Origin of the sequence: Paenibacillus sp. FSL F4-0243, from assembly GCF_037963295.1 — a bacterium.
In the GTDB taxonomy this organism is placed as follows: Bacteria; Bacillota; Bacilli; order Paenibacillales; family Paenibacillaceae; genus Paenibacillus_AQ.
This window is the reverse complement of the sequence record NZ_CP150151.1, coordinates 988122-1010519: the sequence shown is the minus strand read 5'-3', so window position 1 is coordinate 1010519 and position 22398 is coordinate 988122. Positions and strand designations below refer to the sequence as shown.

The 22398-nt window shown below is 44.6% G+C and carries 15 protein-coding genes; 5 read left to right on the top strand and 10 right to left on the bottom strand.

Annotation, left to right across the window (positions count from 1 at the left end; all coding sequences use genetic code 11):
- Complete coding sequence (locus tag NSS87_RS04400; protein ID WP_339245064.1) at nucleotides 1-2031, bottom strand: beta-galactosidase; 2031 nt, start codon at nucleotides 2029-2031, stop codon at nucleotides 1-3.
- A 119-nt stretch (nucleotides 2032-2150) separates the two neighbouring features.
- On the opposite strand from NSS87_RS04400, the gene NSS87_RS04395 reads away from it, so the two are divergent.
- Nucleotides 2151-2984: an AraC family transcriptional regulator gene (locus NSS87_RS04395; RefSeq protein ID WP_042185067.1), complete on the top strand. Its 834-nt coding sequence runs from the start codon at nucleotides 2151-2153 to the stop codon at nucleotides 2982-2984.
- A 671-nt stretch (nucleotides 2985-3655) separates the two neighbouring features.
- Here NSS87_RS04395 and NSS87_RS04390 read toward each other — a convergent pair.
- The 4 genes from NSS87_RS04390 to NSS87_RS04375 form a co-directional block, all read right to left on the bottom strand.
- Nucleotides 3656-5647, bottom strand: a complete 1992-nt coding sequence (locus NSS87_RS04390; RefSeq protein ID WP_339245060.1) for a beta-galactosidase — start codon at nucleotides 5645-5647, stop codon at nucleotides 3656-3658.
- A gap of 126 nt (nucleotides 5648-5773) precedes the next feature.
- Nucleotides 5774-7075: an ABC transporter substrate-binding protein gene (locus tag NSS87_RS04385; protein WP_042185065.1), complete on the bottom strand. Its 1302-nt coding sequence runs from the start codon at nucleotides 7073-7075 to the stop codon at nucleotides 5774-5776.
- Nucleotides 7076-7136: 61 nt separating this feature from the next.
- Nucleotides 7137-7970: a carbohydrate ABC transporter permease gene (locus NSS87_RS04380; RefSeq protein ID WP_042185063.1), complete on the bottom strand. Its 834-nt coding sequence runs from the start codon at nucleotides 7968-7970 to the stop codon at nucleotides 7137-7139.
- Nucleotides 7970-8851 (bottom strand): sugar ABC transporter permease, encoded by an 882-nt coding sequence (locus NSS87_RS04375; RefSeq protein WP_042185061.1) that lies wholly within the window; start codon nucleotides 8849-8851, stop codon nucleotides 7970-7972. Before NSS87_RS04375 ends, NSS87_RS04380 begins: the two co-directional genes overlap by 1 nt.
- A 136-nt stretch (nucleotides 8852-8987) precedes the next feature.
- On the opposite strand from NSS87_RS04375, the gene NSS87_RS04370 reads away from it, so the two are divergent.
- Both NSS87_RS04370 and NSS87_RS04365 read left to right on the top strand, forming a co-directional pair.
- Complete coding sequence (locus NSS87_RS04370) at nucleotides 8988-10808, top strand: histidine kinase (RefSeq protein ID WP_339245059.1); 1821 nt, start codon at nucleotides 8988-8990, stop codon at nucleotides 10806-10808.
- Entirely contained in the window at nucleotides 10805-12460 is a 1656-nt protein-coding gene (locus tag NSS87_RS04365; RefSeq protein ID WP_339245056.1) for a helix-turn-helix domain-containing protein, read from the top strand. Before NSS87_RS04370 ends, NSS87_RS04365 begins: the two co-directional genes overlap by 4 nt.
- A gap of 106 nt (nucleotides 12461-12566) precedes the next feature.
- Here the strand turns inward: NSS87_RS04365 and NSS87_RS04360 are convergent, their stop codons facing one another.
- Nucleotides 12567-13733 carry a GDSL-type esterase/lipase family protein gene (locus NSS87_RS04360; protein WP_339245054.1) on the bottom strand — a complete coding sequence of 389 codons (1167 nt, stop codon included), beginning with the start codon at nucleotides 13731-13733 and terminating at the stop codon, nucleotides 12567-12569.
- Between the two features lie 124 nt (nucleotides 13734-13857).
- Entirely contained in the window at nucleotides 13858-16182 is a 2325-nt protein-coding gene (gene yicI / locus NSS87_RS04355; RefSeq protein ID WP_339245051.1) for an alpha-xylosidase, read from the bottom strand.
- Between the two features lie 127 nt (nucleotides 16183-16309).
- Here yicI and NSS87_RS04350 point away from each other — a divergent pair, with 127 nt between their 5' ends.
- Entirely contained in the window at nucleotides 16310-17200 is an 891-nt protein-coding gene (locus NSS87_RS04350) for an AraC family transcriptional regulator (protein ID WP_042185052.1), read from the top strand.
- Between the two features lie 124 nt (nucleotides 17201-17324).
- On the top strand, nucleotides 17325-18083 hold the full coding sequence (locus tag NSS87_RS04345; protein WP_339245047.1) for a hypothetical protein: 759 nt from the start codon (nucleotides 17325-17327) through the stop codon (nucleotides 18081-18083).
- A 99-nt stretch (nucleotides 18084-18182) separates the two neighbouring features.
- Here NSS87_RS04345 and NSS87_RS04340 read toward each other — a convergent pair whose 3' ends face one another.
- The 3 genes from NSS87_RS04340 to NSS87_RS04330 form a co-directional block, all read right to left on the bottom strand.
- The gene (locus tag NSS87_RS04340) at nucleotides 18183-20252 is read right to left on the bottom strand and encodes a class I SAM-dependent methyltransferase (protein WP_339245045.1); all 2070 of its coding nucleotides are present in this window, start codon (nucleotides 20250-20252) and stop codon (nucleotides 18183-18185) included.
- Nucleotides 20253-20379: 127 nt separating this feature from the next.
- Nucleotides 20380-21255: a radical SAM/SPASM domain-containing protein gene (locus tag NSS87_RS04335; RefSeq protein ID WP_042124302.1), complete on the bottom strand. Its 876-nt coding sequence runs from the start codon at nucleotides 21253-21255 to the stop codon at nucleotides 20380-20382.
- Between the two features lie 19 nt (nucleotides 21256-21274).
- Nucleotides 21275-22261 (bottom strand): Gfo/Idh/MocA family oxidoreductase, encoded by a 987-nt coding sequence (locus NSS87_RS04330; protein WP_339245042.1) that lies wholly within the window; start codon nucleotides 22259-22261, stop codon nucleotides 21275-21277.
- Nucleotides 22262-22398: the final 137 nt, after the last annotated feature.

The window sequence follows — 22398 nt, the reverse complement described above, 5'->3', positions numbered from 1 at the left end:
TTAGTTCTTATCCGACAAAATCAATACTCCACGGGCTGGCACAACAGCAGAACCGCTAACCTTATTGCCAGTCAGAAGATCCGTACGCTCAGTAGCACCAATATCCGCACTCAAATCACCAGTGGTGTGGTTCAGCAAGAATAGGTAGGATACGCCTTCCTTCACACGTTGCACAGATTCGATACCTTCCGGTGCAGTTACTAGCGGCTGAATGTTCTTGTCGGCACACAGATTGGCTAAGAATCCTTTCAAGAATCCCGCTTCTGGGCTGGTAGCCACGTAATACGCTTTACCTTCACCAAAGTTATTCACAGTCAAGGCTGGCATTCCTTTATAGAAATCAGATCCGTACTCTGCCAAAACCTCAGCACCTTCGGCATGAATCAGATCGCAGAGCAGATCACATTTGTAAGAACCACTCAAATTGCCCCACGCTTTGTCCATCACAATCTCATTGCTCATCCCTGGCAGCAGTGCATCAATTTCCTCTGCCCAAATCCCGAGTACGTTGCGCAGTTCCCCAGGGTAGCCACCTACGGTTACGAGGTCGTTCTCATTAACAATTCCACTGAAATAAGTCGTAATGAATGTACCGCCTGCTTTTACAAAAGCTTCAACCTTCTCAGCAAAACCCGGCTTAACCATATACATCACAGGTGCGATTACAATCTCATATTTGAACAGATTCTCTTCTACACCGATCATATCGGCTTCAATATTTTGTTGGTAGAGTGCATCATAATATTTATGAATCTCATTCACATAATCCAAAGCTACGGATGGTCCGCTTGAAAGGTTGATGGCCCAGCGGTTTTCCCAGTCATAAATAATCCCTACTTTAGCTGCACTCCGCGCATCCAATAGCTGATCTCCAAGCTGTCCCAGCTCTTTACCTAGCTCAGCGCATTCACGGAATACACGCGTATGCTCATGTCCCACATGCTCAATAACAGCTCCATGATACTTCTCACATGCACCAATTGAACGACGCAGCTGGAAGAACAGAACAGTGTCTGCACCACGCGCAACAGCCTGATAACTCCACAAGCGCATAACCCCTGGACGTTTCAAAGAGTTATATGGCTGCCAGTTCTGCTGGCTTGGCGTTTGCTCCATCAGCATGAAAGGTTGTCCATTCTTCAATCCACGCATGAGATCATGCGCCATGGCTGTGAAGCTGACCGGTGTATCCAGCGAAGGATAGTTGTCCCAAGAAATGACGTCCATATGTTTAGCCCACTCAAAATAGTCCAATTCATCATAAAAGCCCATCAAGTTAGTGGTAACAGGTACGTTAGGACTGTGCTCCTTAATCGCATCGCTCTCAATTTTGTAGCATTCCAGCAAGCTATGAGACATAAATCTACGGAAGTCTAATGAAATGCCTTGGAAGTTGGTGCGGTTGCCATCCCATTCTTCACTCAGCTCACTAGGCAGTACAATTTCTTCCCAATCATAAAACGTATGTCCCCAAAAACGTGTATTCCATGCTTTGTTTAATGCATCCAGAGAACCATAACGTTCCTTCAACCAGACACGGAACGCCGCTTCAGATAAATCAGAATAATCATAGTTACTGAACTCATTCGAAACGTGCCAAGCTACAAGCCCCGGATGATCCTTATAACGTTCAGCCAGCTTTCCTGCCAGCTTCGCTGCAAACTTGCGGTAAACCGGACTGTTTGGATTCGAGTTATGACGTCCACCGAACTTGCGTTTTCTGCCCTTCACATCAACACGAGTAACTTCAGGATAACGATGAGCCATCCAAGCTGGGTGCGCTCCTGTACCTGTTGCCAGACATACGTAAGTACCATTTTTATATAGTCTATCCATTAATTCATCTAGTGATGAGAAATCATAAGTGTCTTCGGAAGGTTGGATCAGCGCCCAGGAAAACACATTAATTGTGGCAACATCAATTCCTGCCAGCTTAAACATACGCTCATCCTCTGCCCATACAGGCGCATCCCATTGCTCTGGATTGTAATCTCCACCGTACCAAATCTTAGGTAATTTATCGTTAATCACACTTCGCACATCCTTTATAGTATAATTATATATATATTGTAATCGGTTAACCTGACGCTATAAATATAAAATAATCTTCCCAGCATATAAGAATATGGAACTAAGAGGAGATGGAATCATTGAAGGGAATCGTGCATCGTAGAATTGTGTTCCCCCATGAGGGTGGACAGGATCTACCTATCACATTAGACAGTATCGGTCACAATCATCAACAGGAAAAAGTATCCCGCTTAGATGGCTACGAAACCTATCATTGGCTCCAAACGGCGTCTGGTGAAGGGGTGATTCATTTTGAGAATAAAAGCTTCTCCCTTCCCGCAGGCAGTGGTGTATTACTTCTCCCCTATACTCCACATCGCTATGAAGCTTCGGCTGCTAACTGGAGCACCTCTTATTTAACGTTCGGAGGCAGCTCTGCAGGGTCTATTTTGGAGACGCTGGGGATGAATATGAATTCTTTTTACCGCTGGGAAAAAGAGGCGCCTCTCTCCAAGCTGCTAAGAGAAATACTTGATCAGTATGATGCCTCACAGGACATGTTTGGTCTGACTGCCTCCACTGATGCTTATCGCTTTCTGCTTACTTTAAGCAAATATGGGCAACTGCATAACAACACAACGATATCCCGTAATGTCGATAAGCTGCAGCCGCTACTGAAATGGATGGACAGCCATTATGGTGATCCTGATCTCGGACTTAACGATCTAGCCGGTCAGCTTGGCGTCTCAGGGCGATATCTCAACAATCTATTCATACAAACCTTTGGGCTATCTCCTTATGCCTATTTCGTACGGCTACGTATCCGTAAAAGCAAAGAAATGCTCGTAAGCCAGCCGGATCTTACTGTAAAAATCATCTCGCAGAGAGTAGGCTTCCGTGATGTTAGCCATTATGTTGCCACCTTTCGCAAGCAGTCAGGGACTACACCGGAGCAGTTTAGACGACTTCACTAATACTCTAAGGTGTACAGCTTAATCGCCTCCTGCGTAGTGAAATGCTACATAAGGTTGCTTATGACAGAGCTCATCGCTGTGTGGATCTCATTAGTATGGCATGTGTGTCAGAGTAACTGCATTTTGTACACTTAAATCAGCCTGTTCAGCACAAAATATCCATATAAGTGTATTCTGTGCAGTTATATTCTCAGCATTTGGCTGTGAACCGTGATACTTCGCATTATAGCTGCACTAAATACAACTAAATCCATTTCATAGGCCGAGAGCATAAAATAAGTGTAGAAAGTGCAGCTATTCTGTATCAAACCAACTCTCCGTTCCTTCCAGTTCAGCTATTCCGCATCGTACCAACTGACTTGTCTCGACAGCTACAGTCCCCGCCAAAATGTGTATTCTATTGCACTTCATACATTAGAATGCCCTTTTCCATCTCATTTCGAGCATTCTATTGCACTTCGTGCATTAGAATCTGGTGAAACCCATCAAAATGGACGTTTCCCACCAATCTGATTGCACAATCTGCAACAGATCTCAAATCCCCCCACCCAAAAAGGAATTCTATTGCACAGAGTGCAATCACATTCACATTCACATTCACATTCACAAGGATTAGAACATACGCCGAAGGAGATAAGAATGCCCTTCCCATCATCGGTTACTTAGAATCCCTACATCTCCAGAATATCCACACCATACGGCTCAAGCTGCAGCTCTCCTGAACAAATCGAGTGGTTCAGCAGACTGTTATACTCCTGCGGCAACGGGATCGTCACAGACTCCCGGCTCAAATTAAGCAAGAATAAGAAGCTTCCTTGATCTCCCGAACGCACAGAGGCCTGTACTCCATCCGGCAAACCCTCAAATCTAAACAGCCCCTGCTGTTTGGAAAGGCGCTCCAATAAAACTGACCAGAATCTCTCTTCCATATGAGTCCCAAAGTAATAAACCTGACCTTTTCCAAAAGCATTGACGGTTACAGCCGGAGTTCCACTATAGAAATCATCGCCATACCACGCAATCGGCCATGCCACAACAGGTCTCAGGATGTCGCACCACTGCGTGCATTCATATTGGTTCCCCTCAGCATCAACGACCTTATGGGTTTCAGCACCTATTGGATCATACTCCAGCACTTCAACCCCTGTGCAATAGCTCAGTAGCCCCGGTAGTGGCTGCATGACTGCGATGTTATTTGTAGTTTTCACGCCACTTCGATTGGTAATAAGCAAAGTTCCGCCAGCTAGTGCAAAATCCTCCAAACTACGTACAATCTCCTCATCCAGCAAATATAAATTCGGAGCAATCACTACTTTATAACCATCCAGCGATTGTCTAAAATCGATAACATCGCAACCCATACCGAGCTTCGTCACCGCACGGTGTATCTGTTTAATATTCTCATAATAATCGAATCCTTCAGCCTGAGGCTGAATATCCAGCGCTGCTTTTTCTTCATGAGAATGGAGTATAGCTACTTCATTCTTTAGCGTCGTTCCAGTCAGCTTCTCCCCGAGTGTATTAACCTCATGGCATAGCTGAGTGAACTCCGCAAACCTGCGTCCTGGGACATTGCTGTGATCAATCAGTCCGTGCCAGAATTGCTCTGCTCCCGCGACTGCACTACGCCAGCGGAAATGAACGACGGTATCCGCACCTCTGGCTATCGTCTGCCACGCATAAGCACGAATCATCCCAGGATACGGCGTTCTCCACATCGGCATCCAACAACCTGGTGAACCACTTAGCTGCTCCATGATCCAGAAGTTTTGACGTTTAATACCACGGGTTACATCTAGTGAAAGTGCTCCGCTATATGGTGTTGTCGCTTGCTTGGTTGGCGAAGTATTCGGATAATAGTCAAATGCAGCGACATCCAGATCAGCACCGACTGCGTACATATCCAGACGCTGCGGATAGCTATGAAAGTTATGAGTGATAAAATGCTGCGGACAAATAGACCGCAAAATATCAATCTGCGTCTTCTGGAATGCTACCACCGAATCCCACTGAAACCGCTGATAATCTAGCAGGAATGATGGATTCTGATGTGGTGATCCACCCAGTGGAACAGTAAGCTCATTCCAATCGCTATATTCTCCACTCCACACAACCGTTCCCCACTCTGCATTCACCCGATCAAGGCTGCCATATTTGGCTTTCACCCAATTGCGAAACGCTATATTACAAGCATCACAATGACAATCTAACATCCCGAATTCATTATCAGTCTGCCAACCAATAACGGCCGGGTGTTTACTATAGTGCTCCGCAAGTCGCTGCGTGATACGACTTCCGTATTCGCGCAAAGATGTACTATTATAGCAGCGGTGTCCGCGTACCCCCGGATGAAAGGTCTCTCCCTTCGCAAATAGCGGCAAAACGTCCGGAAATTTCGTAGTTAACCATCTAGGAGGTGTAGCTGTGGGCGTACCAATCACAACCTGTAATCCATACTTATGAAAAAGATCCAGCGCGCGGTCCAGCCAACCGAACTGGTAATTGCCCTCCGCTATCTCTAACCGGCTCCATGCAAACTCGGCGACTCGAACTACCTTGACACCTGTTTCCTTCATTAATTTGATATCTGGTTCCCACATGGATTCTTCCCAATGCTCCGGGTAATAGTCCACACCTATCTGAATAAGATCATATCGTTTCACCGGCGTCCTCTCCCCCTATCTTGTTATCACCAAAATAAAAGGCGCTCCCCGTCTCATAATGATGAGGTATACGGAGAACGCCTTTGTTAACCACTAGTCCATTTTAATCTTATGAACGAGCTTCACTTATTTCTTAAGCTTGTCCCAAGCTGCTTGCATGCCTGTCATCCAGCCATTCACATCAACCTTGCCAGCGATCATCTGTTGAATCACACTAGCAAATTCTTGAGTTACACCGTCAGGGAATTTAGAGGATTGCAAACCATACACTTTGTCTTCTTTTACATAGTTCCATACGTCAGATCCAAGCTTACCGATATCTTCAGGAGTTGCTTCGATGGTGGACAACGCAGGGATGAATTTCCATTTTTTAACGATGTACTCTTTACCCATATCTGAAGTTACCAACCAGTTCAAGAATGTTTTAGCTTCTTCTTTAGATCCGGAATCTTTGTTGATAACAAGGTTTGCAGGAATACCTACAGTCATTTTGTCATTCTTTGCAGCATCTTCATTGATTGGCATAGGGAACATACCGATGTTCATGTCAGGTGTAATGTTATCAACAAGGGTTTGTGCCCAGTTACCTTCTTGCATCATTGCAGTTTCACCTTTAGCAAACATAGCCAAGTGAGTGTTAGCATCTGTAGTCAACGGATTTTTTTGTCCGTATTTCAAAGTCAAGTTGAGCAAGTTGCTCCAATCTTCAAACACTTTGTTACCTACGATTGTACCCGTACCATCATTCAAGCTCTTAATGAAGCCATTTACATCATCTTGTTGAGCAAATGCTACGCTGATCCCTTGGTTACCAAGGAGCCACCATTCTTGATACGCATTACCAAAAGGAGTTACGCCAATCGCTTGCAATTTCTTAGCCGCATCTTCTAGTTGTGACAATGTTTTAGGAGTTTCAGTGATGCCTGCTTTTTCGAACAGGTCTTTGTTATATACAAAACCAATTCCTTCAAGGTTCATTGGCATACCGTACACTTTACCGTCTTTAGTCATTGGCTCTGCTGCCATAGGAATCAGATCTTTCACCCAAGGTTGATCGGACAGATCTTCCATCTTATCTCCCCAAAGCTCCATTTCAGCATATCCGCCATTTGAGAAAATGTCAGGCGCGTCGCCGGAAGCAAACTTAGTCTTCAGTGCTGCAGCGTAATCGGCACCACCACCAACGGTTTGAATATCCAGCTTGATGTTAGGGTGTTCTTTTTCAAATTCAACCTTAAGCTCATTAAGACCTTCAACGATTTCAGTTTTGAATTGAAAGATCTTAACCGTCTTTACTTCACCTTTATCTGTGCCAGCGCTTCCATTTTGTGAGTTACTAGAAGCGTTATTGCCTCCACCGCATGCTGTTAATGCTAAACTCATCGCCATTACTGCCGAAAGTGCAACTGCCGAGCGTTTCTTATTCATTATATTTTCCCCCTTAAGATAGTGGACTACTTATGAAATATTTGGAACGGAGGGCTCGGTGTTAACCTTTCACCGAGCCAGCCGCTATTCCCTCAACAATGTAACGCTGCATGAACAGATAGAAAATGATAATTGGAGCAATCCCGATTACGAGAGCCGGAAGCGCCATATCCCATTGTTTGGTGTATTGACCAAAGAAGGAGAAGGTCGCCAGCGGAATGGTCCGAAGTTCTGGTGCCTGAAGAATCAAGGAAGGCAGCAGATAGTCATTCCATATCCCAAGTGCATTAAGCACGATCGTTGTCATTACCATTGGCTTCAGCAAAGGAAGTACTATGCGGAAGAATACGGTAATTGGATTACATCCATCAACTGTAGCCGCCTCTTCAATTTCAAGCGGAACGGACTTGATAAAGCCGTGGAATAGAAAGATTGCCATTGGAACACTGATCCCTAGATTCGTGATAATCAAACCCAGGAAGGAGTTGTTTACTCCCATTACATTTACAACTTTCAAGATTGGAATCATGATCGTTTGAAACGGAACAACCATTGCGGCTACGAACAACAGTAACAAAAACTGATTAAATTTCGTATTCGCCCGAACCATACGATAAGAAGCCATCGCACTAAACAGAGAGATTAGAATAACACTGATAACAGTTATGATAACCGAATTTCGGAAAGCTTCACCGAAACGTGCCAATTTCCAAGCACTTGTATAGTTCGACCACATAAATGTCTGTGGCCAGCTTGCAGCATCACTCAGAATTTCACCGAACGATTTCACTGAGTTTGCTAGCAAGAAATAAAATGGAGACAGGAAGAGCAGGGCCAGAAGAATCATCAACACTTCCACGCCGATATTCCATCTGCTTTTTGTCTTGGCGTTCATTAAGCTTCTACCTCCTTGCTCTTCGTAATACGGACTTGAATCAGAGTGATAATCGCCACGATAACGAAGAACAGCAGCGCTTTAGCAGTACCCAGACCGTAACGATTGTTCAGGAAGGCTTCATTGTAAATATTCATAGCAACTGATTCTGTAGATTTGAACGGTCCGCCTTTCGTCAAGGAAAGGTTAAGGTCAAACATTTTGAAGGACCAAGAAATGGCCAAGAACAAACCAATGGTTACAGCCGGCATAATCAACGGAACTACAATGCTGCGTAGTACCTGCCAACGGGAGGCACCATCAATATCAGCCGCTTCCAGGACTTCTTTCGATACGTTACTGAGAGAAGCGATGTAGATAACCATTAGATAACCGGAAGACTGCCAAACAAAAACCATTACAATCGCCCAGAAGCCGGTTGTTGCATCACCCAGCCAAGGAAGATTAAAGAACGACCAGCCTGTGAGTTCTCCCATTGTTGCGAACCCTTTGATGAAGATAAATTGCCAGATGAACCCGAGCAACAATCCCCCAATAACGTTCGGCATAAAGAAGATCGTCCGAAGCATGTTACGTGTCTTTAATGGTTTCGTTAACAGATAAGCTAGGAAAAACCCTACCACATTAGTCAAAATTACACCTAACACAGTAAATCTTACGGTAAACCAAAAGGAAGACCAGAAGTCGGGGTCATTCGTAAATATAGTGGTGAAGTTTTGAAATCCTACCCAACTTACATTACCGGATACACCGTTCCAGTCTGTGAAGGAGTAATACATCCCCATGATAAATGGGATAATCGTTATTAAGGTAAAAAACAAAACTGCAGGACCAACGAAGAATACCTGTTGACCTAACTGGGACAACTTAGTGCCGCGCATTTATTGTCCCCCCCTTTCTTTTGCTCACTTACTTGTTTATGCTTTATACACATATTATCTGTTTTTTTGAGCGCACCTCACACCTACGGAAGTGATCTTTCAGGTGTAAAATATTGATCGGATGTGACAAATTTCGATGAAATGGAACACGATTCGCACAAAAATGATCGTTTTCATCCTACTTCCAACACTAATTTGTATTATGGCCACGATGTTTATAAGCTACCACTTTAGTACTCAATCCTTAAGAACAAGAGCAGTAGATGAGAATACGAACCTTCTCTTTCAAGGTACTAGAAACATTGAAAGTTTGATTCAGGAAATCAATCGACTCTCCCTTATCGTCTATTCAGATTCAGAATTCTACAGATCTCTCGAAGCTGGATACGAGGATATGCTAGCAAATGCACGAATTTATTCTTCTCTGAATTACATTTCATCATCTATGCCTGACATATCTCAGGTCTATTTATACGGTGTCAAGGACAGCAAAGCCACTCTGCTCACCCAAAATACACCGAAACGTTGGCAGGGTGTTCCACCTTATCCTGATTCCAAGATCAATACCGATTCTGCGGTATCCTTACAGAGTACGCATTTAAGTCATAGCTACGGCCTAACGGCACCGATCCCGCAATTTATACCGGAGCCAGTGTTTACCTTACACAGAAGAATCGAAAGAGTCCCTACCACAAAAGCGCTTGGTTACCTGTCGATTGATGTCAGGCTAACGGCTCTAACCGACATCATCAGTCAGTTATATGATCAGAAGCAGGAGAACATCTGGCTGCTGGATGGCAACGGAAACATTGTCTATGGGGACAATAGTGAAGAATACGGCAAGAAACTGAATGCAGCTTGGTACGATACGAATATCAGGGACAAGCAAAGCTCACAAGGATACTTTGAAGAGGACAAAGCTATGTTTATTTACCAGAATATCGAAGGTCCAGGGTTAAATTGGACGTTGGTGAAGCAGATTCCCGTATCTTATCTTTTTCGAGAAGCCAATGAGGCGGCAACGATCAATATAGCACTAATGGTCCTGCTGCTGATTACAATTACAACGCTAACGATCCTAATCTCTTTTCGAATCACTGCCCCGATCAAGCAATTGACCCGCTACATGAATCAGGTCCAGACCGGGAAGCTTGATATCGATATCCGTCCCATGGGCAAAGACGAGATCGGTGTCGTTACAGAACGGTTCCGCAGTATGATGGATACGATCAACAATCTGATCCTAAGAGAATACAAGCTGGAATTAACTAATAAAACGAATGAATTGCGGGCTTTGCAAGCGCAAATCAATCCGCATTTCCTTAACAACACCTTGCAGATCATCGGTACGCTTGCCTTGGAGCTTAAAGTACCCCAAATCTACTCTCTTCTTTCGGCGCTAGCGAAAATGATGCGCTACAGCATGTACAATGAGGAGAAGATTGTCACGGTTAAGGAGGAACTGGATCATGTCAAAGCTTACGTCGAACTACAGAAGGAACGTTTTGAAAATAAATTCAGTTTCCGTTACGATATGGAGGAAGCTCTTTTAGAGACATTTATGCCTAAGATGATTCTGCAGCCTATTGTAGAAAACTATTTCAAACACGGTTTTAACCATTCCCGCTCAGACGGATTTGTTGAGATCACCGCGGCCAAATTGGGCGACAAGCGAATGGAAATCTGTATTCAAAACAATGGAAATGCTATCCCTTCAGCGAAACTGGATCTTTTGCGGCAGAAGCTTCAACATTCCACTAGAACAGATATAGATTTATTAAGAAATACAGAGCAAGACAAGGAAGCTACAGGCTCTGGTATTGGTCTGCCGAACGTTCTGGCTCGGCTCAAGCTCGTATGCGGAGATAGCGCCATCTTGACGGTGGACAACCTCAGAGCAGGTGGAGTAGTTGTAAGACTGGAAATAGACATTATAGCGGAGCGTGAGACGATATGAAGGCGTTAATTGTTGATGACGAGGCGAGAGTCAGAAAAGCTGTTAGACTTCTTGTCGACTGGGACGCACATCAAATCAATGAAATTCTGGAAGCCGGAAACGGAAATGAAGCTATTGAGATCATTCGGCAAGCGAAACCAGCCTTGGTCATTATGGACATGATGATGGAATCCGGTAATGGCGTAGAATTAATGACATGGGTTAACGAATTTGCCGGCAACATCAAATTCATTGTGGTTAGCGGACATAATGATTTCGAGTTCGTGCGCCAGACTGTACGTCATGGTGGAATTGACTATATCCTTAAGCCCATTGAAGCGGAGGCAATCAATGTAGCAGTCGCTAAGGCAGTGGCTGCCTGGCGTTCAGAGGAAGCTGACCGTAGCGAACGCCAGAAGCAGAGCATCCAGCTTAATGAGTTCAAGCCCATCTATGGAGAAAAGCTGCTGTCCGCACTAATCGATGATCCGATCAACTCGGAATTATCTCTTCGAAGGTTGCGAAGCGATGGCATTATCCCGGAAAACGTCCTCTCTTCGCGCCTAATACTGGTGCAGACAGATACAGGAAATAATCTCCTACTTAACCGTTTTGGAGGAGACACCGGTCTCCTGAACTACGCTATCGTCAATATTTGTAATGAATTTTTGCAAGGTCAGCGTAAGGGTGTGGCTTTTCGTTACTGGGGAGGTCCTTCGGAGATTGCCATCATTCTATGGGATATCCAAACGTCTGTTGTCGAGCTTATAGGGAGAATTAATCAGGGGATCTACTCTACTTTGCAGGTCCGAATGCATTTCGGAATTAGCTGCATCGGTAACCTACCTAAGCAATTATCTTATCAGCGTGCAGAGGTGGCTGAGGCCTTACAGCGTAGAAATTTATTAATTCATGAGGATTACTGCCATTTTTCTACTTCCTCCGAAGAGTTTAAAGAGCGCAATGAAACCACAAAGACAGAAATTCAAGGACATGCATCGCCGACGATCTTCGCACATGTGAAGGAAGATTGGAAAATGGCGGTCATCAGCGGAAGCACTGATGTATTGTCCGCGGCAGCACAGCACTGGGTGGACGAGCTTAGCCGATGCGGAATTGTTACACCAGAGATTCTAAACTCGTGGAAGAATGATGCACTCTTATTTCGTTCCCAGTTGGTACGGGAAACGTTAGGCCCTGATGCCGATAGCGCACTAGTCGAGTTAGAACAGGCCGATCAGCTTCACCCAGCTCCTTATACGAATGGTTACTCGTTCTCCTTATTTGCTTGGCGTGACTGGTCATTTGATCTGATGGAGCGAATATCAGAAGTGATAGCCGCTAAACAAGCTAAAGAAAGCAATCCTATGCATGATATCGTGAAATATATCGAACTTAATTATGCCTCTGATCTATCCTTACAGGAGATTGCCGGAAAGTTTTTTGTTAGCCGCGAATATATTTCACGCCGATTCAAACAGGAATACGGCATTAATTTCTCCGATTTCATCGTTAACGTCCGGATAGATAAAGCTAAATTGCTTATGCAGAACCCTCGTCTAAAGCTGTCGCAAATTTCCGAAATGGTGGGGTTTCATGATGTGAAGTATTTTAGCAAGGTATTCAAGAAACAGGTTGGTGTATCACCCAAGGACTATCGAAACCAGTTTTAAATTTAATTAATACCACGCTACGAGAAAACGGTTATCTCCTTTATGGAAGACAACCGTTTTCTCGCAGAAATATAAAGATAATGTATAGCGTGAAACTTATATTTTCTTATATTTTTAAAAAGGCGTCCGCGACCGTCTTACCGGCTATGCCGTTCGGATGCGGGTCGTCTGTTCCACTCATAAACTCTGGTCTGATCCGGTGATCGTCTGGTGCAGGCAATGACAATAGGCTTGCTATATCAAACACCCGGCTCACACCTATAGGTGGATTAGACAAAATCTCACGATTCACCTTGCGCCAAGTTTCTTCTCTTTCACCCTGAAAATTGAACGGTGGCACCGTACTTAGAATAATATTAGCTTCAGCATTTGCCCCCTTGATCTTAGAAATAATGGTCTGCAAGTCACCCAGAAGCTCGTCCGCCGAACGGCAGCCAATATCAATATCATTTACTCCGAGTACGATCATCACTTCATCACTTTGCTTAGTTTTGTTTAGCCATGGACCATCTGCAGCGACATCATAAGCTCTAGCCCAGCCAGAGCCGAGATTCCATACACCAATATCCGTGCCAAGACCATCCGCAATTCTCGCGACCCAATATTCGTACTCATCCTTTAATGTCCGCACACCTTGAGTAATCGAATCCCCCAAGAATACTAGTTTCTTGGTAACAGATTTCTTATACCCAATGAAGCTTGGCAGTACCAAAAGATTATCAGACGCTGTAAAACCATCCGCTGATTGCTGTGCGGCAAGATTTCCGGGCGCGTCATAAGCTGAAACCAGCATCCCTTCAACATTGAAAGGAATCGATTTACCTGCAGTGAGTGTCTTAATCGTCCACGTAAACGCCAAGTAATGACCCTCCGGCAGAACAATGCTTGTCTCATCACTCCAGAAACATTCGCCAGCCGCAACGGTTTTTGAGGCTTTGCCCTCAAAGGTAAGTGCATGCTGTGTATTCTCAGCTATTGTTCCGTCTGGTTCTGTTCCTCCGTCAGCGATATAAGCTGTCTCGATAACCCAGTCGCCTCCAGGTTCACTGCCTACAGCTTCTTGCCCTTGATCCCATGTAGAATCCACCGCGTTGCTATGCCAGAACTTCAACTTCAACGTACCATTTTCCCTTAAACGAATATAAGTCCGGAAGGTATGCGTAAATGGTTCTTGCCTATTCATTATAAAATTCGCTGCAGTTGAAAGAACCGTTGCTGAGGTATATTCCGTCTGGTTCAATACTCCACTTCCCTTTGTTAAATTAGTATCCATAACGTTCCCCCGTTATTCAGTAAGATTGTAACACTAAAACCTCTCTAATAAACCAAGAGAACAGATCGTCCACCCAGTTTACAAGAGAGGTTATGGCTATATCAATATGCTTTAAGAAACAATCTTATTTCAATGTAATCGTAAACGATACGGTTTTTGCACCTGCGTTTACTTTTACTGTAGTTTCATCTACTTGCTCTGCACCTTCTACAGAAGCGATAGCTCCCAGATCTTTAAGTGAAAGCGAGAATTCTTTACCGCTACCTTCCGCAGTAACTGTTACCGTACTGCCTTTACGGTCAGCCTTCACAGTCAATTCAGGAGCACCTTTGAGATCACGAACGGTTGCAGAAGTCGTAGTGCCATCTTCAAGTGAATATAAGCCGAATTTAACGCCATTCGCATAGTCGTAATCCGGTTTGTTATCCACACTGCCGATTGCCAGCAAGGAATTCTGGCGAACGAATAGTGGCAGGCTAAAGAAATCATATTTCTCTTTGCGCCATGATCCACCTTGTACGGTTTCACCAGTAAGCAAGTGAGTCCAGCGCCCAGCCGGCAAGTAGTACTTCGCTTCGCCGTTTTCTTGGAAGATTGGGGCTACAAGCAAGGATTCACCTAGCATGTATTGACGATCCAACACTTCGCAAGTAGGATCTTCCGGGAATTCCATAACCATAGCCCGCATAGAAGCCCAGCCATGTTCATGAGCCTGTCCTGCTACATCATACAGATAAGGCATCAAGCTACATTTGAGTTTGGTGAAGAAACGGGTAACATCACAAGCTTCATCATCATAAGCCCAAGGCACACGGTACGAAGTGCTACCATGCAGACGGCTGTGACTGGACAATAGTCCAAACGCCAACCAGCGTTTAAATACATGTGCCGGAGCCGTGTTCTCAAAGCCACCGATATCATGACTCCAGAAACCGAAACCAGACAATCCTAGAGACAATCCACCGCGAAGGCTCTCTGCCATGGATTCATAATCTGCGTAGCAGTCACCGCCCCAGTGAACTGGGAACTGTTGGCCACCGGCAGTTGCAGAACGTGCGAACAATGCCGCTTCATTTTTACCAAGCTTCTCTTCTAGCACTTCAAATACAACCTTGTTGTACAATTGAGTGTAGTAGTTGTGCATTTTCATCGGATCAGATCCATCGAAGTAAACTACATCTGTAGGAATACGCTCGCCGAAGTCTGTCTTGAAGCTATCTACGCCCCCCATATCTACCAAATCACGCAGGTAGCCGGCATACCATTCACAAGCCGCAGGGTTGGTGAAGTCCACCAGTGCCATACCTGCTTGCCACAAATCACATTGATAAACGTCACCGTTAGGTTTTTTGAGCAGATAACCATTTTTCTTGCCTTCTTCAAACAAGCGGGAACGTTGCCCGATATAAGAGTTGATCCATACGCAGATCTTCAGCCCTTTATCTTTCAGTCGTTTCAGCATGCCTACTGGGTCAGGGAATACGCGCTCATCCCACTGGAAATCGGTCCATTGATATTCACGCATCCAGAAACAATCGAAGTGGAATACGCTCAGCGGCAGATCGCGCTCTGCCATACCATCTACGAAGGAGTTTACGGTTGCTTCATCGTAGTCGGTAGTGAAAGAGGTCGTCAGCCACAGGCCGAATGTCCAAGCTGGAGGAAGTGCAGGTTTGCCAGTAAGTGATGTGTAGTTGCTGATAACTTCTTTGATGGTAGGACCATCAATCACGAAGTATTCTAAGCTTTCTCCAGCTACGCTGAATTGCGCTTTTTTCACTTTTTCCGAAGCGATCTCATAAGAAACCAACTCAGGGTGGTTAACAAATACGCCATAGCCTTTGCTGCTTACATAGAAAGGAACATTCTTATAAGCTTGCTCGGAGCTAGTACCACCGTCTTTGTTCCAAAGATCTACGGTCTGTCCATTCTTTACAAAAGCGGTAAAACGCTCGCCCAAACCGTAAACGAATTCACCTACACCGAGATCCAGCTCTTCACGCATATACGTGTTGCCGTCTTGATCCGTGATATAAGCCATGGACTTGAAACCGCTGCCTGTAATTCTCTCGTCTCCACGATAGAAATCCACAGCCCATTGTTGGCCTTTGCGAATCACTACACGAAGTCCGCCGCTGATCAGCACAGTTTCGGAATCGTTTTCTTCAATCTTAACGTGATCTCCAGTACCTTTCGTGAGTTCGAAGACTGGACCGCGTTCTTGTACGCCATCATGATGAATAATCTTAACCCCTACCACACCTGGAAGCGGGGAATGAAATTTTACAGTAAGCAGGGTTGAATTCAGCGTCGCTGAACGCCCTGTGATTGGAGTTGTTTGAGTAATTGCTGTTAATCCATCTGGAGTCTTTTCTACAACATAATTTTGAACTGCACCGTTAATCGTGATACCATCACGCACCAGCCAGAGACCATCAGTAAATTTCATTGTGTACTTGCCACCTTTCAATTTGGTGTTTATAGTTGCATTATACCGATAAAAAATAAACAAAACTAATACTATATAGCTCATTTATAACACTATTTTGATGTTTTATCCGAAAGGAGTGGCATTTATGGACCGTACAACCCAGAGTTTGCTAAAAGAAGACAGAGTGCATGGCGATAGCATGTTTCCGCTTGCAGCTTATTGGATAGAATTACCAGCTGGAACACATGTCCTCGATACTCATTGGCATGAAGAAGCGGAGTTTTTTATGCTGCTCGAAGGAGAAATTCTGTTTCAGGTGGATACCGAATATTTCCCACTTAAAGCCGGTGAGGCTGTATTTATCGAGTCCGGTGATATTCACGCTGCCTATGTACTGAACGAAGATACGCCTTGCAAATTTTGTGCGCTCGTGTTTCTTCCTGATCTTCTCGCTAGTGCCCAATATGATACGATCCAGCAGAACACCATCTTACCCCTTCAGGAGAAAAGACAAAGCTTTCCTCGCCACCTAACACCGGCTGTGAAATGGCAGCATGAACTTCTCGGGCACTTAGAACGCATGATGGACGCCTACGCCGCGCAATCTCCCGGGTTTGAAGCTTTTATTAAAGGCACGTTACTCATCATGCTCTCGCTGATTGCTCCAGAGGATCGTTTTGTAAACCGCAGCCAGCTGGATGACGCTGATACTACTAAGATCAATCGACTTAAGAAGATTATTCTCTATATTCAGGATAACTATCAGGAGCCGATTAGAACTCGGGACCTCTCCGACCTTATCCCCATGAGTGAAGGACAGTTCTGCCGTTTTTTCAAAGAAATGACCCGTAAGACTCCAGTAGATTACATTAACTCTTACCGAATTCGCCAAGCCGCCGATCTACTGCAACAAAGCAACAGAAAAATATCCGACATCGCATTCGAGGTCGGATTCGATAATGTGAGCTATTTTATTAAAGTGTTTCGCAGAGCGATGAAATGCTCGCCTTCGGAGTTTAGGAAGGGGTCCCGTTGACATCTTGTTGTTCGACTTCTATTCATCGGTCGTTCTGAAGCTAATGGCTCTCTTTATTAATTCTTCCTGTTCATCTACCGATATATTATAGATAAATCTTATCGTCGTAGGAGGAGAATAAGCTATGCATATAACGAATATGACCTCTGCTATGGGAACGAGACTTAATGTAGCTGTTAGTCACCAAACTAACGATAAAACCATAAATTCAAACAGCAAGACAAGTGGTAGCGGAGACCACTTATCGTTAAGCAAATCTGCAAAAGCAGCTTTTCAAAATCAATCTAAAATGAGCGGAATGGTTGATTCTCTACTTAAACAAAAACAGAGTATCATCGATAGCAAGAACAGCCTAATTGAAAGAACCACCAAAAACTCACATAACCTTGATTCTATTCAAGATCAACTTAAGGAATTCGATAAACAGCTCCAAACGATTGACCAACAAATTGCGAAGTACACCTTTGAAGAGCAACAAAAGAACTTAGAAAAAGCTCAAAAAGAAGATCTATCGGATGAACCTAAAACCGAGCAAGAGATACAAAACGAAAGATTGAATACGATTGTTGCTATAAGCCAAAATGTTTCACAAATGGAGGTAGTTTCTTCTACCCATTCTAAGATGCATGGCGAGGCAAGAGTTCTGACCAAGGAAATCGAATCGGATGAAGCTCGTTCTACTCATTCTGCAACAGCCAAACGAGAGCAGTTATCCAAAATCGAAGATAGAATATCGGAAATGAATGAAACGTTAGGCGATACCATAAAAGACACCGGAGATAAAATTAAAGATCAGGAACGGACTGAGAAATTAGCCACCTACCAAGAAATTCAGCGTTTAGCCGAAGATTCTGATAAGTCGCAGCTAGAAATACTAATCTAACAAAGACAAAATTCTCTATATAGAAAAAGCAATCGGACCTCTACCACATCAAAGGGGTTGCCGATTGCTTTTTTATATGCAGATGATGTTATCTTTCAACTATTCCTTCCGAATCACGATAAAGCAGGTGCTGTCTGGCAAGGCCACTTCCTGTCCGCTCTCATCCATGAACCTTACTCTATCGCGCAGCGCTTCGGTATAACCTTCTTGCAAGTAATGCCGGAAGACTTCAATCTTCGCTTGCTTTCCTAAAGTCTGTTCAATAAATGAGGCAAACTCCGTAGGGGTAAAATAACCAAACTGTTCCTGTACTTCATGAATGTAAGCCTCTTCGCCCCAGGTATACGTATATAAAAACTCCATGGCATCATTAACAGGCATGAGTACTTCTTCTTCCCCTAATCTCTGATACTGAAGCTGACGTCCGGCAAAATCCTTCGCATAACGCTCCAGCCACGCCATACCGTCCTCCTCCAGAAAACGAACTTTCCGCAGCAATGCTGTGGGTTCGGTCATTATCCCATCGCGGATAATGATAACCCCGCCCACTGACAATACATCAAAAGCACTTCGCAGGGCGGCCGAGACGGTGTCATGATTGAACTTTTCACCATTAAGCGGCACATAAGAATATAGCTCATGCAAAATCGAAGAAAAAATTACCGTACCCACCGTTTCAGCCTCTACGAAATCTTCAAGGTTCAATGCATCTCCCTGCAGGACCTCCCACTGACGACCTTCCCGTTGCTTGCGCTGCCGCAGAGCTTCCACTACATTGCTCGATATATCAATGCCGATAGGGGTAACCTCTGGCATCCGCTCTTCCAGTAAATCCAGCAGCACACCGCCGCCTGGGCCGATATCCAGCACTTTTTTCCCAATGACATGCTCCAGAATCACAGCCTTATAATCTGCTGTATTATTCATTTGACTTAAGTAGGTATCTTCATTATGAAAACGGTCGAAGGCGTCCCTGCGTAGCTCGAACAAGTCGAATAACAGCAATACAGCACGTTTATACAAGGGCGATTTTTCAGCTTCCATACAGAATTCGATCAGCTTCTCTGCCGCTGCCGAGAATTGAAACTGAAAAAACACCGTGTCTGGCAGATGTTCCTTAGCGTATGGACGAAGCATTAGATGAGGATTCTCATCAGGTAAAGTCCCTTTTTCGATATCCTCCCATCTAAGCTCCGATAAATATTTTTCTATAATCCGCTTCTTATAAACATTGATCTTCTTAACACCCTTGTAGTCATAGTAAATACTGTTCATAACCTGCTCGAAGCTGATATGACGTAGGGGTTCATTCTGAGCCCTTTGAGCTGCAAGCAACATCACCTTCAGAAATTGCTCCAACGAGAAAGTCTGCATTGCAGATTCCACATACCAGAAGATAGTGTTACTTAAAGACTCCAACCGTTCCGCATGGAAGCCTTCCTGTGTCAGCTTTGCCCACTCCGTAGTGAAATCCTCTCCTCTAGAGATCGGACCTAGCCGCATTCTGCGCAGTCTTTCTTTCATCGGCATTGGACTAGCAAGTTCACCGGATGCAATCAGAGTGATAAGCTGTTTCACTTCATGCTCTACATTCAGCCATAGCTCGGGAGATACAGCTCCGATGATGCAATGATTGAGTACGGTTAGCAAGCGTTCAAGTTCCTCGGCAGTCAGTAACTGTTCCTCCACAAGATCACGAAGCGGCTTATTTACTTCCGGAGGCACCTCCCCGCGGATTTGCTGTCCTATCAGTCCATGGGTTTCAATAAGCCGATGAACCAGTGCGCTTTTGTCAGAGTCCGTACCGCTCAAATGTTTCCCGTATAACTGTGCGGAGCCAATGTTATGTACAAAACAGTTAATGCCTTCCTCCTGCCAAAGTAACCGCTCCTTCAATGTGCCACCCTTAGCTGCTTCTGACCAGATTAATGTTTCTTCCACAAGCTCTTTGATCCAAATCGAACGGGGAAGCTGGTCTAGCAGCTGCAAACTGCGTTCCACATAATCCAGCACGGGATTCCTGTGCTCCAACTCCTCCAGAGATTCCACACGCTCCAAATTTACAATCTGCTCCTCGGCTTGGACAATAAGCTTCAGCCAGAGGTTATCCTCCAAATGATCTTGTATTCCTTCACGGTATAAGGTGATGGCTTCCAACGATTTCAGCATATACTCCTCCTTCGCTCCAAAGTGGAGACTATAAAGACTTATTATTATATATACACTCCCGTTAATTAAAAAACAGAACCAGGATTCATGAAATTGCCATGTCCCGATTCTGTTTATATTCCAATCCTCAAGTTCCGAACCGTTGCCGATATCCGCACTTGCGGCACAGCTCTTCTACTGCCTCTCTACGAGAGAACCCGTAAAACAGATTGTTCGCTCGCTCACCCTCTACGATTTCTGAGAAAGGAGTCTCATGAATGTTTCCGAGGTTAATGACTCCTTCACCATCCAGACAGCACGGTACAACGGTACCATCCACAAGGATTGCCGCTTGGCTGCGTAGTGCATGACAGAACCCTTTTCCGTCATCTTCCGGCTCATTCAGTGCAGGCCATCGGAACTCATGGTCCTGATTGAGATATACCCGTGGGGCAACCTTGACGCCGCTGCCAGGTACAACCTTTTCTTCGATCTTGAAATCAAGGTTAAAGGCTTCCTCCAGCACAGCAAGGGTCTCACGGTTCCGATTCTTCTCCAGATTGGTCAGATTATCCTCCGTCAAATTCCACAGCCGGAAGGAAATAATGACCCCTTGCGCGGAGGCTTCCCGTACAAAAGAAATAATCTCCGACAAATACCCTTCGCGGTTCTCAGATCCTTCATGCCCATCAAAGCTATGCAGAGAGAAGTTCATCTGTCGAAGTGCAGGTTTGCCGAGAATCTTAGGGCCAGCCTTATGAATTAACGTACCATTGGTAGTAATATTGACCTTGAACCCTTTGGCATGTGCCGCATCCAGCAGCTCACCAATCTTGGGATGCAGCAATGGCTCACCTTTTACGTGAAGGTAAATATGATTACTATGTGGCTTAATTTCATCTAATATCGTATTAAAAGTATCGAGCTTCATAAAGTTCTTCGTTCGGGCGGTTGGTGGACAAAAGCTGCAGGCCAGGTTGCAGACGCTTGTTATCTCAATGTATACCTTTTTAAAAGTCTTCAAGTGCTGCTCCCCATTCTATTTATAGATCTGCGGCATAGCGGAGGCCGATCTGTGCTCTGGCTTCCTCCATAACTTCTGCTACTGCCAAGGAATTCGCATGTGTATTAACTTTGCTTTCCCGTTCACCATTCTTAATTAAGTTGATAAATTCCTCAACCTCATAATACATAGACTCGAATACTTGAGGCTGCGTAAGCTCCTCGACGGTTCCGTCGCGATAATGAATCTTTACTTGGTAAGGTTGGTTGATCTTATCGATCACCATTGTACCACTTTCCCCTTGAATCTCGGCTGGCAAATAGGAATCAGCGATCTTGGAATGCATCACAACTGCATCCATATCATCATATTGCATGACAATACTTCCTTCTCCATCCACTCCAGAAGAGAGCATTAGACCCACGGCCTTTACAGACTTCGGTTTCCCGAACAACACTACCATAGGATACAGGCAGTAAACACCAAGATCCATCAACGAGCCATTAGAGAAGGCTGGGTTAAAAGCATTTAATACCGTTCCCTGTCTATAGGCGTCATATCTCGATGAGTATTGACAATAGCTTGCAAAATAACGACGTACTTGGCCAATCTTATACAAATTGTCTCTGATCACTCCGAAATTCGGCATGAAGGTCGATTTCATTGCTTCTACCAACAACACATCATTGTTCTGAGCGGCTTCAATCATTGCTCTAAGCTCCGCACTGTTTGAGGCAGCTGGTTTCTCACAGAGCACATGTTTGCCATGATTTAAGCACATAATCGCCTGCTCAGCATGCATGGAGTTCGGGCTTGCAATGTAAATAGCATCGACATCTTTACTGGAAACCATATCTTCCAAATTCGTATAAATTGTAGCTCCAGCATATTTTGCAGCAAAGGCCTGACCTTTCTCCATTGTGCGGGAGTACACGGCTGTCAGGATAAACTCCTCATTCTCCAAGCCGGCTTGCACGAAGCGGTCTGTAATAAAGTTTGTTCCAATGACCCCGAAACGAATTGTCATGATAATCCCGTCCTTTTTAGTTCTTACTAAAGCTCTATATGCTATTTTCTCACTCTCAGGGTAGTCATGTCTACTTTTCAGGACAAATTTCCGACAAATTCCGATAGATCCACTTTGTGAAAAAAAGCACCACTCCT

Excerpts from the sequence above, each read along its gene's own strand:
- NSS87_RS04375 (WP_042185061.1), bottom strand. The coding sequence starts at position 8,851 with ATGCGCGGCACTAAGTTGTCCCAGTTAGGTCAACAGGTATTCTTCGTT.
- NSS87_RS04340 (WP_339245045.1), bottom strand. The coding sequence starts at position 20,252 with ATGCTGAAATCGTTGGAAGCCATCACCTTATACCGTGAAGGAATACAA.
- NSS87_RS04330 (WP_339245042.1), bottom strand. The coding sequence starts at position 22,261 with ATGACAATTCGTTTCGGGGTCATTGGAACAAACTTTATTACAGACCGC.
- yicI (WP_339245051.1), bottom strand. The coding sequence starts at position 16,182 with ATGAAATTTACTGATGGTCTCTGGCTGGTGCGTGATGGTATCACGATT.
- NSS87_RS04370 (WP_339245059.1), top strand. The coding sequence starts at position 8,988 with ATGAAATGGAACACGATTCGCACAAAAATGATCGTTTTCATCCTACTT.
- NSS87_RS04365 (WP_339245056.1), top strand. The coding sequence starts at position 10,805 with ATGAAGGCGTTAATTGTTGATGACGAGGCGAGAGTCAGAAAAGCTGTT.
- NSS87_RS04380 (WP_042185063.1), bottom strand. The coding sequence starts at position 7,970 with ATGAACGCCAAGACAAAAAGCAGATGGAATATCGGCGTGGAAGTGTTG.
- NSS87_RS04385 (WP_042185065.1), bottom strand. The coding sequence starts at position 7,075 with ATGAATAAGAAACGCTCGGCAGTTGCACTTTCGGCAGTAATGGCGATG.
- NSS87_RS04345 (WP_339245047.1), top strand. The coding sequence starts at position 17,325 with ATGCATATAACGAATATGACCTCTGCTATGGGAACGAGACTTAATGTA.
- NSS87_RS04360 (WP_339245054.1), bottom strand. The coding sequence starts at position 13,733 with ATGGATACTAATTTAACAAAGGGAAGTGGAGTATTGAACCAGACGGAA.
- NSS87_RS04350 (WP_042185052.1), top strand. The coding sequence starts at position 16,310 with ATGGACCGTACAACCCAGAGTTTGCTAAAAGAAGACAGAGTGCATGGC.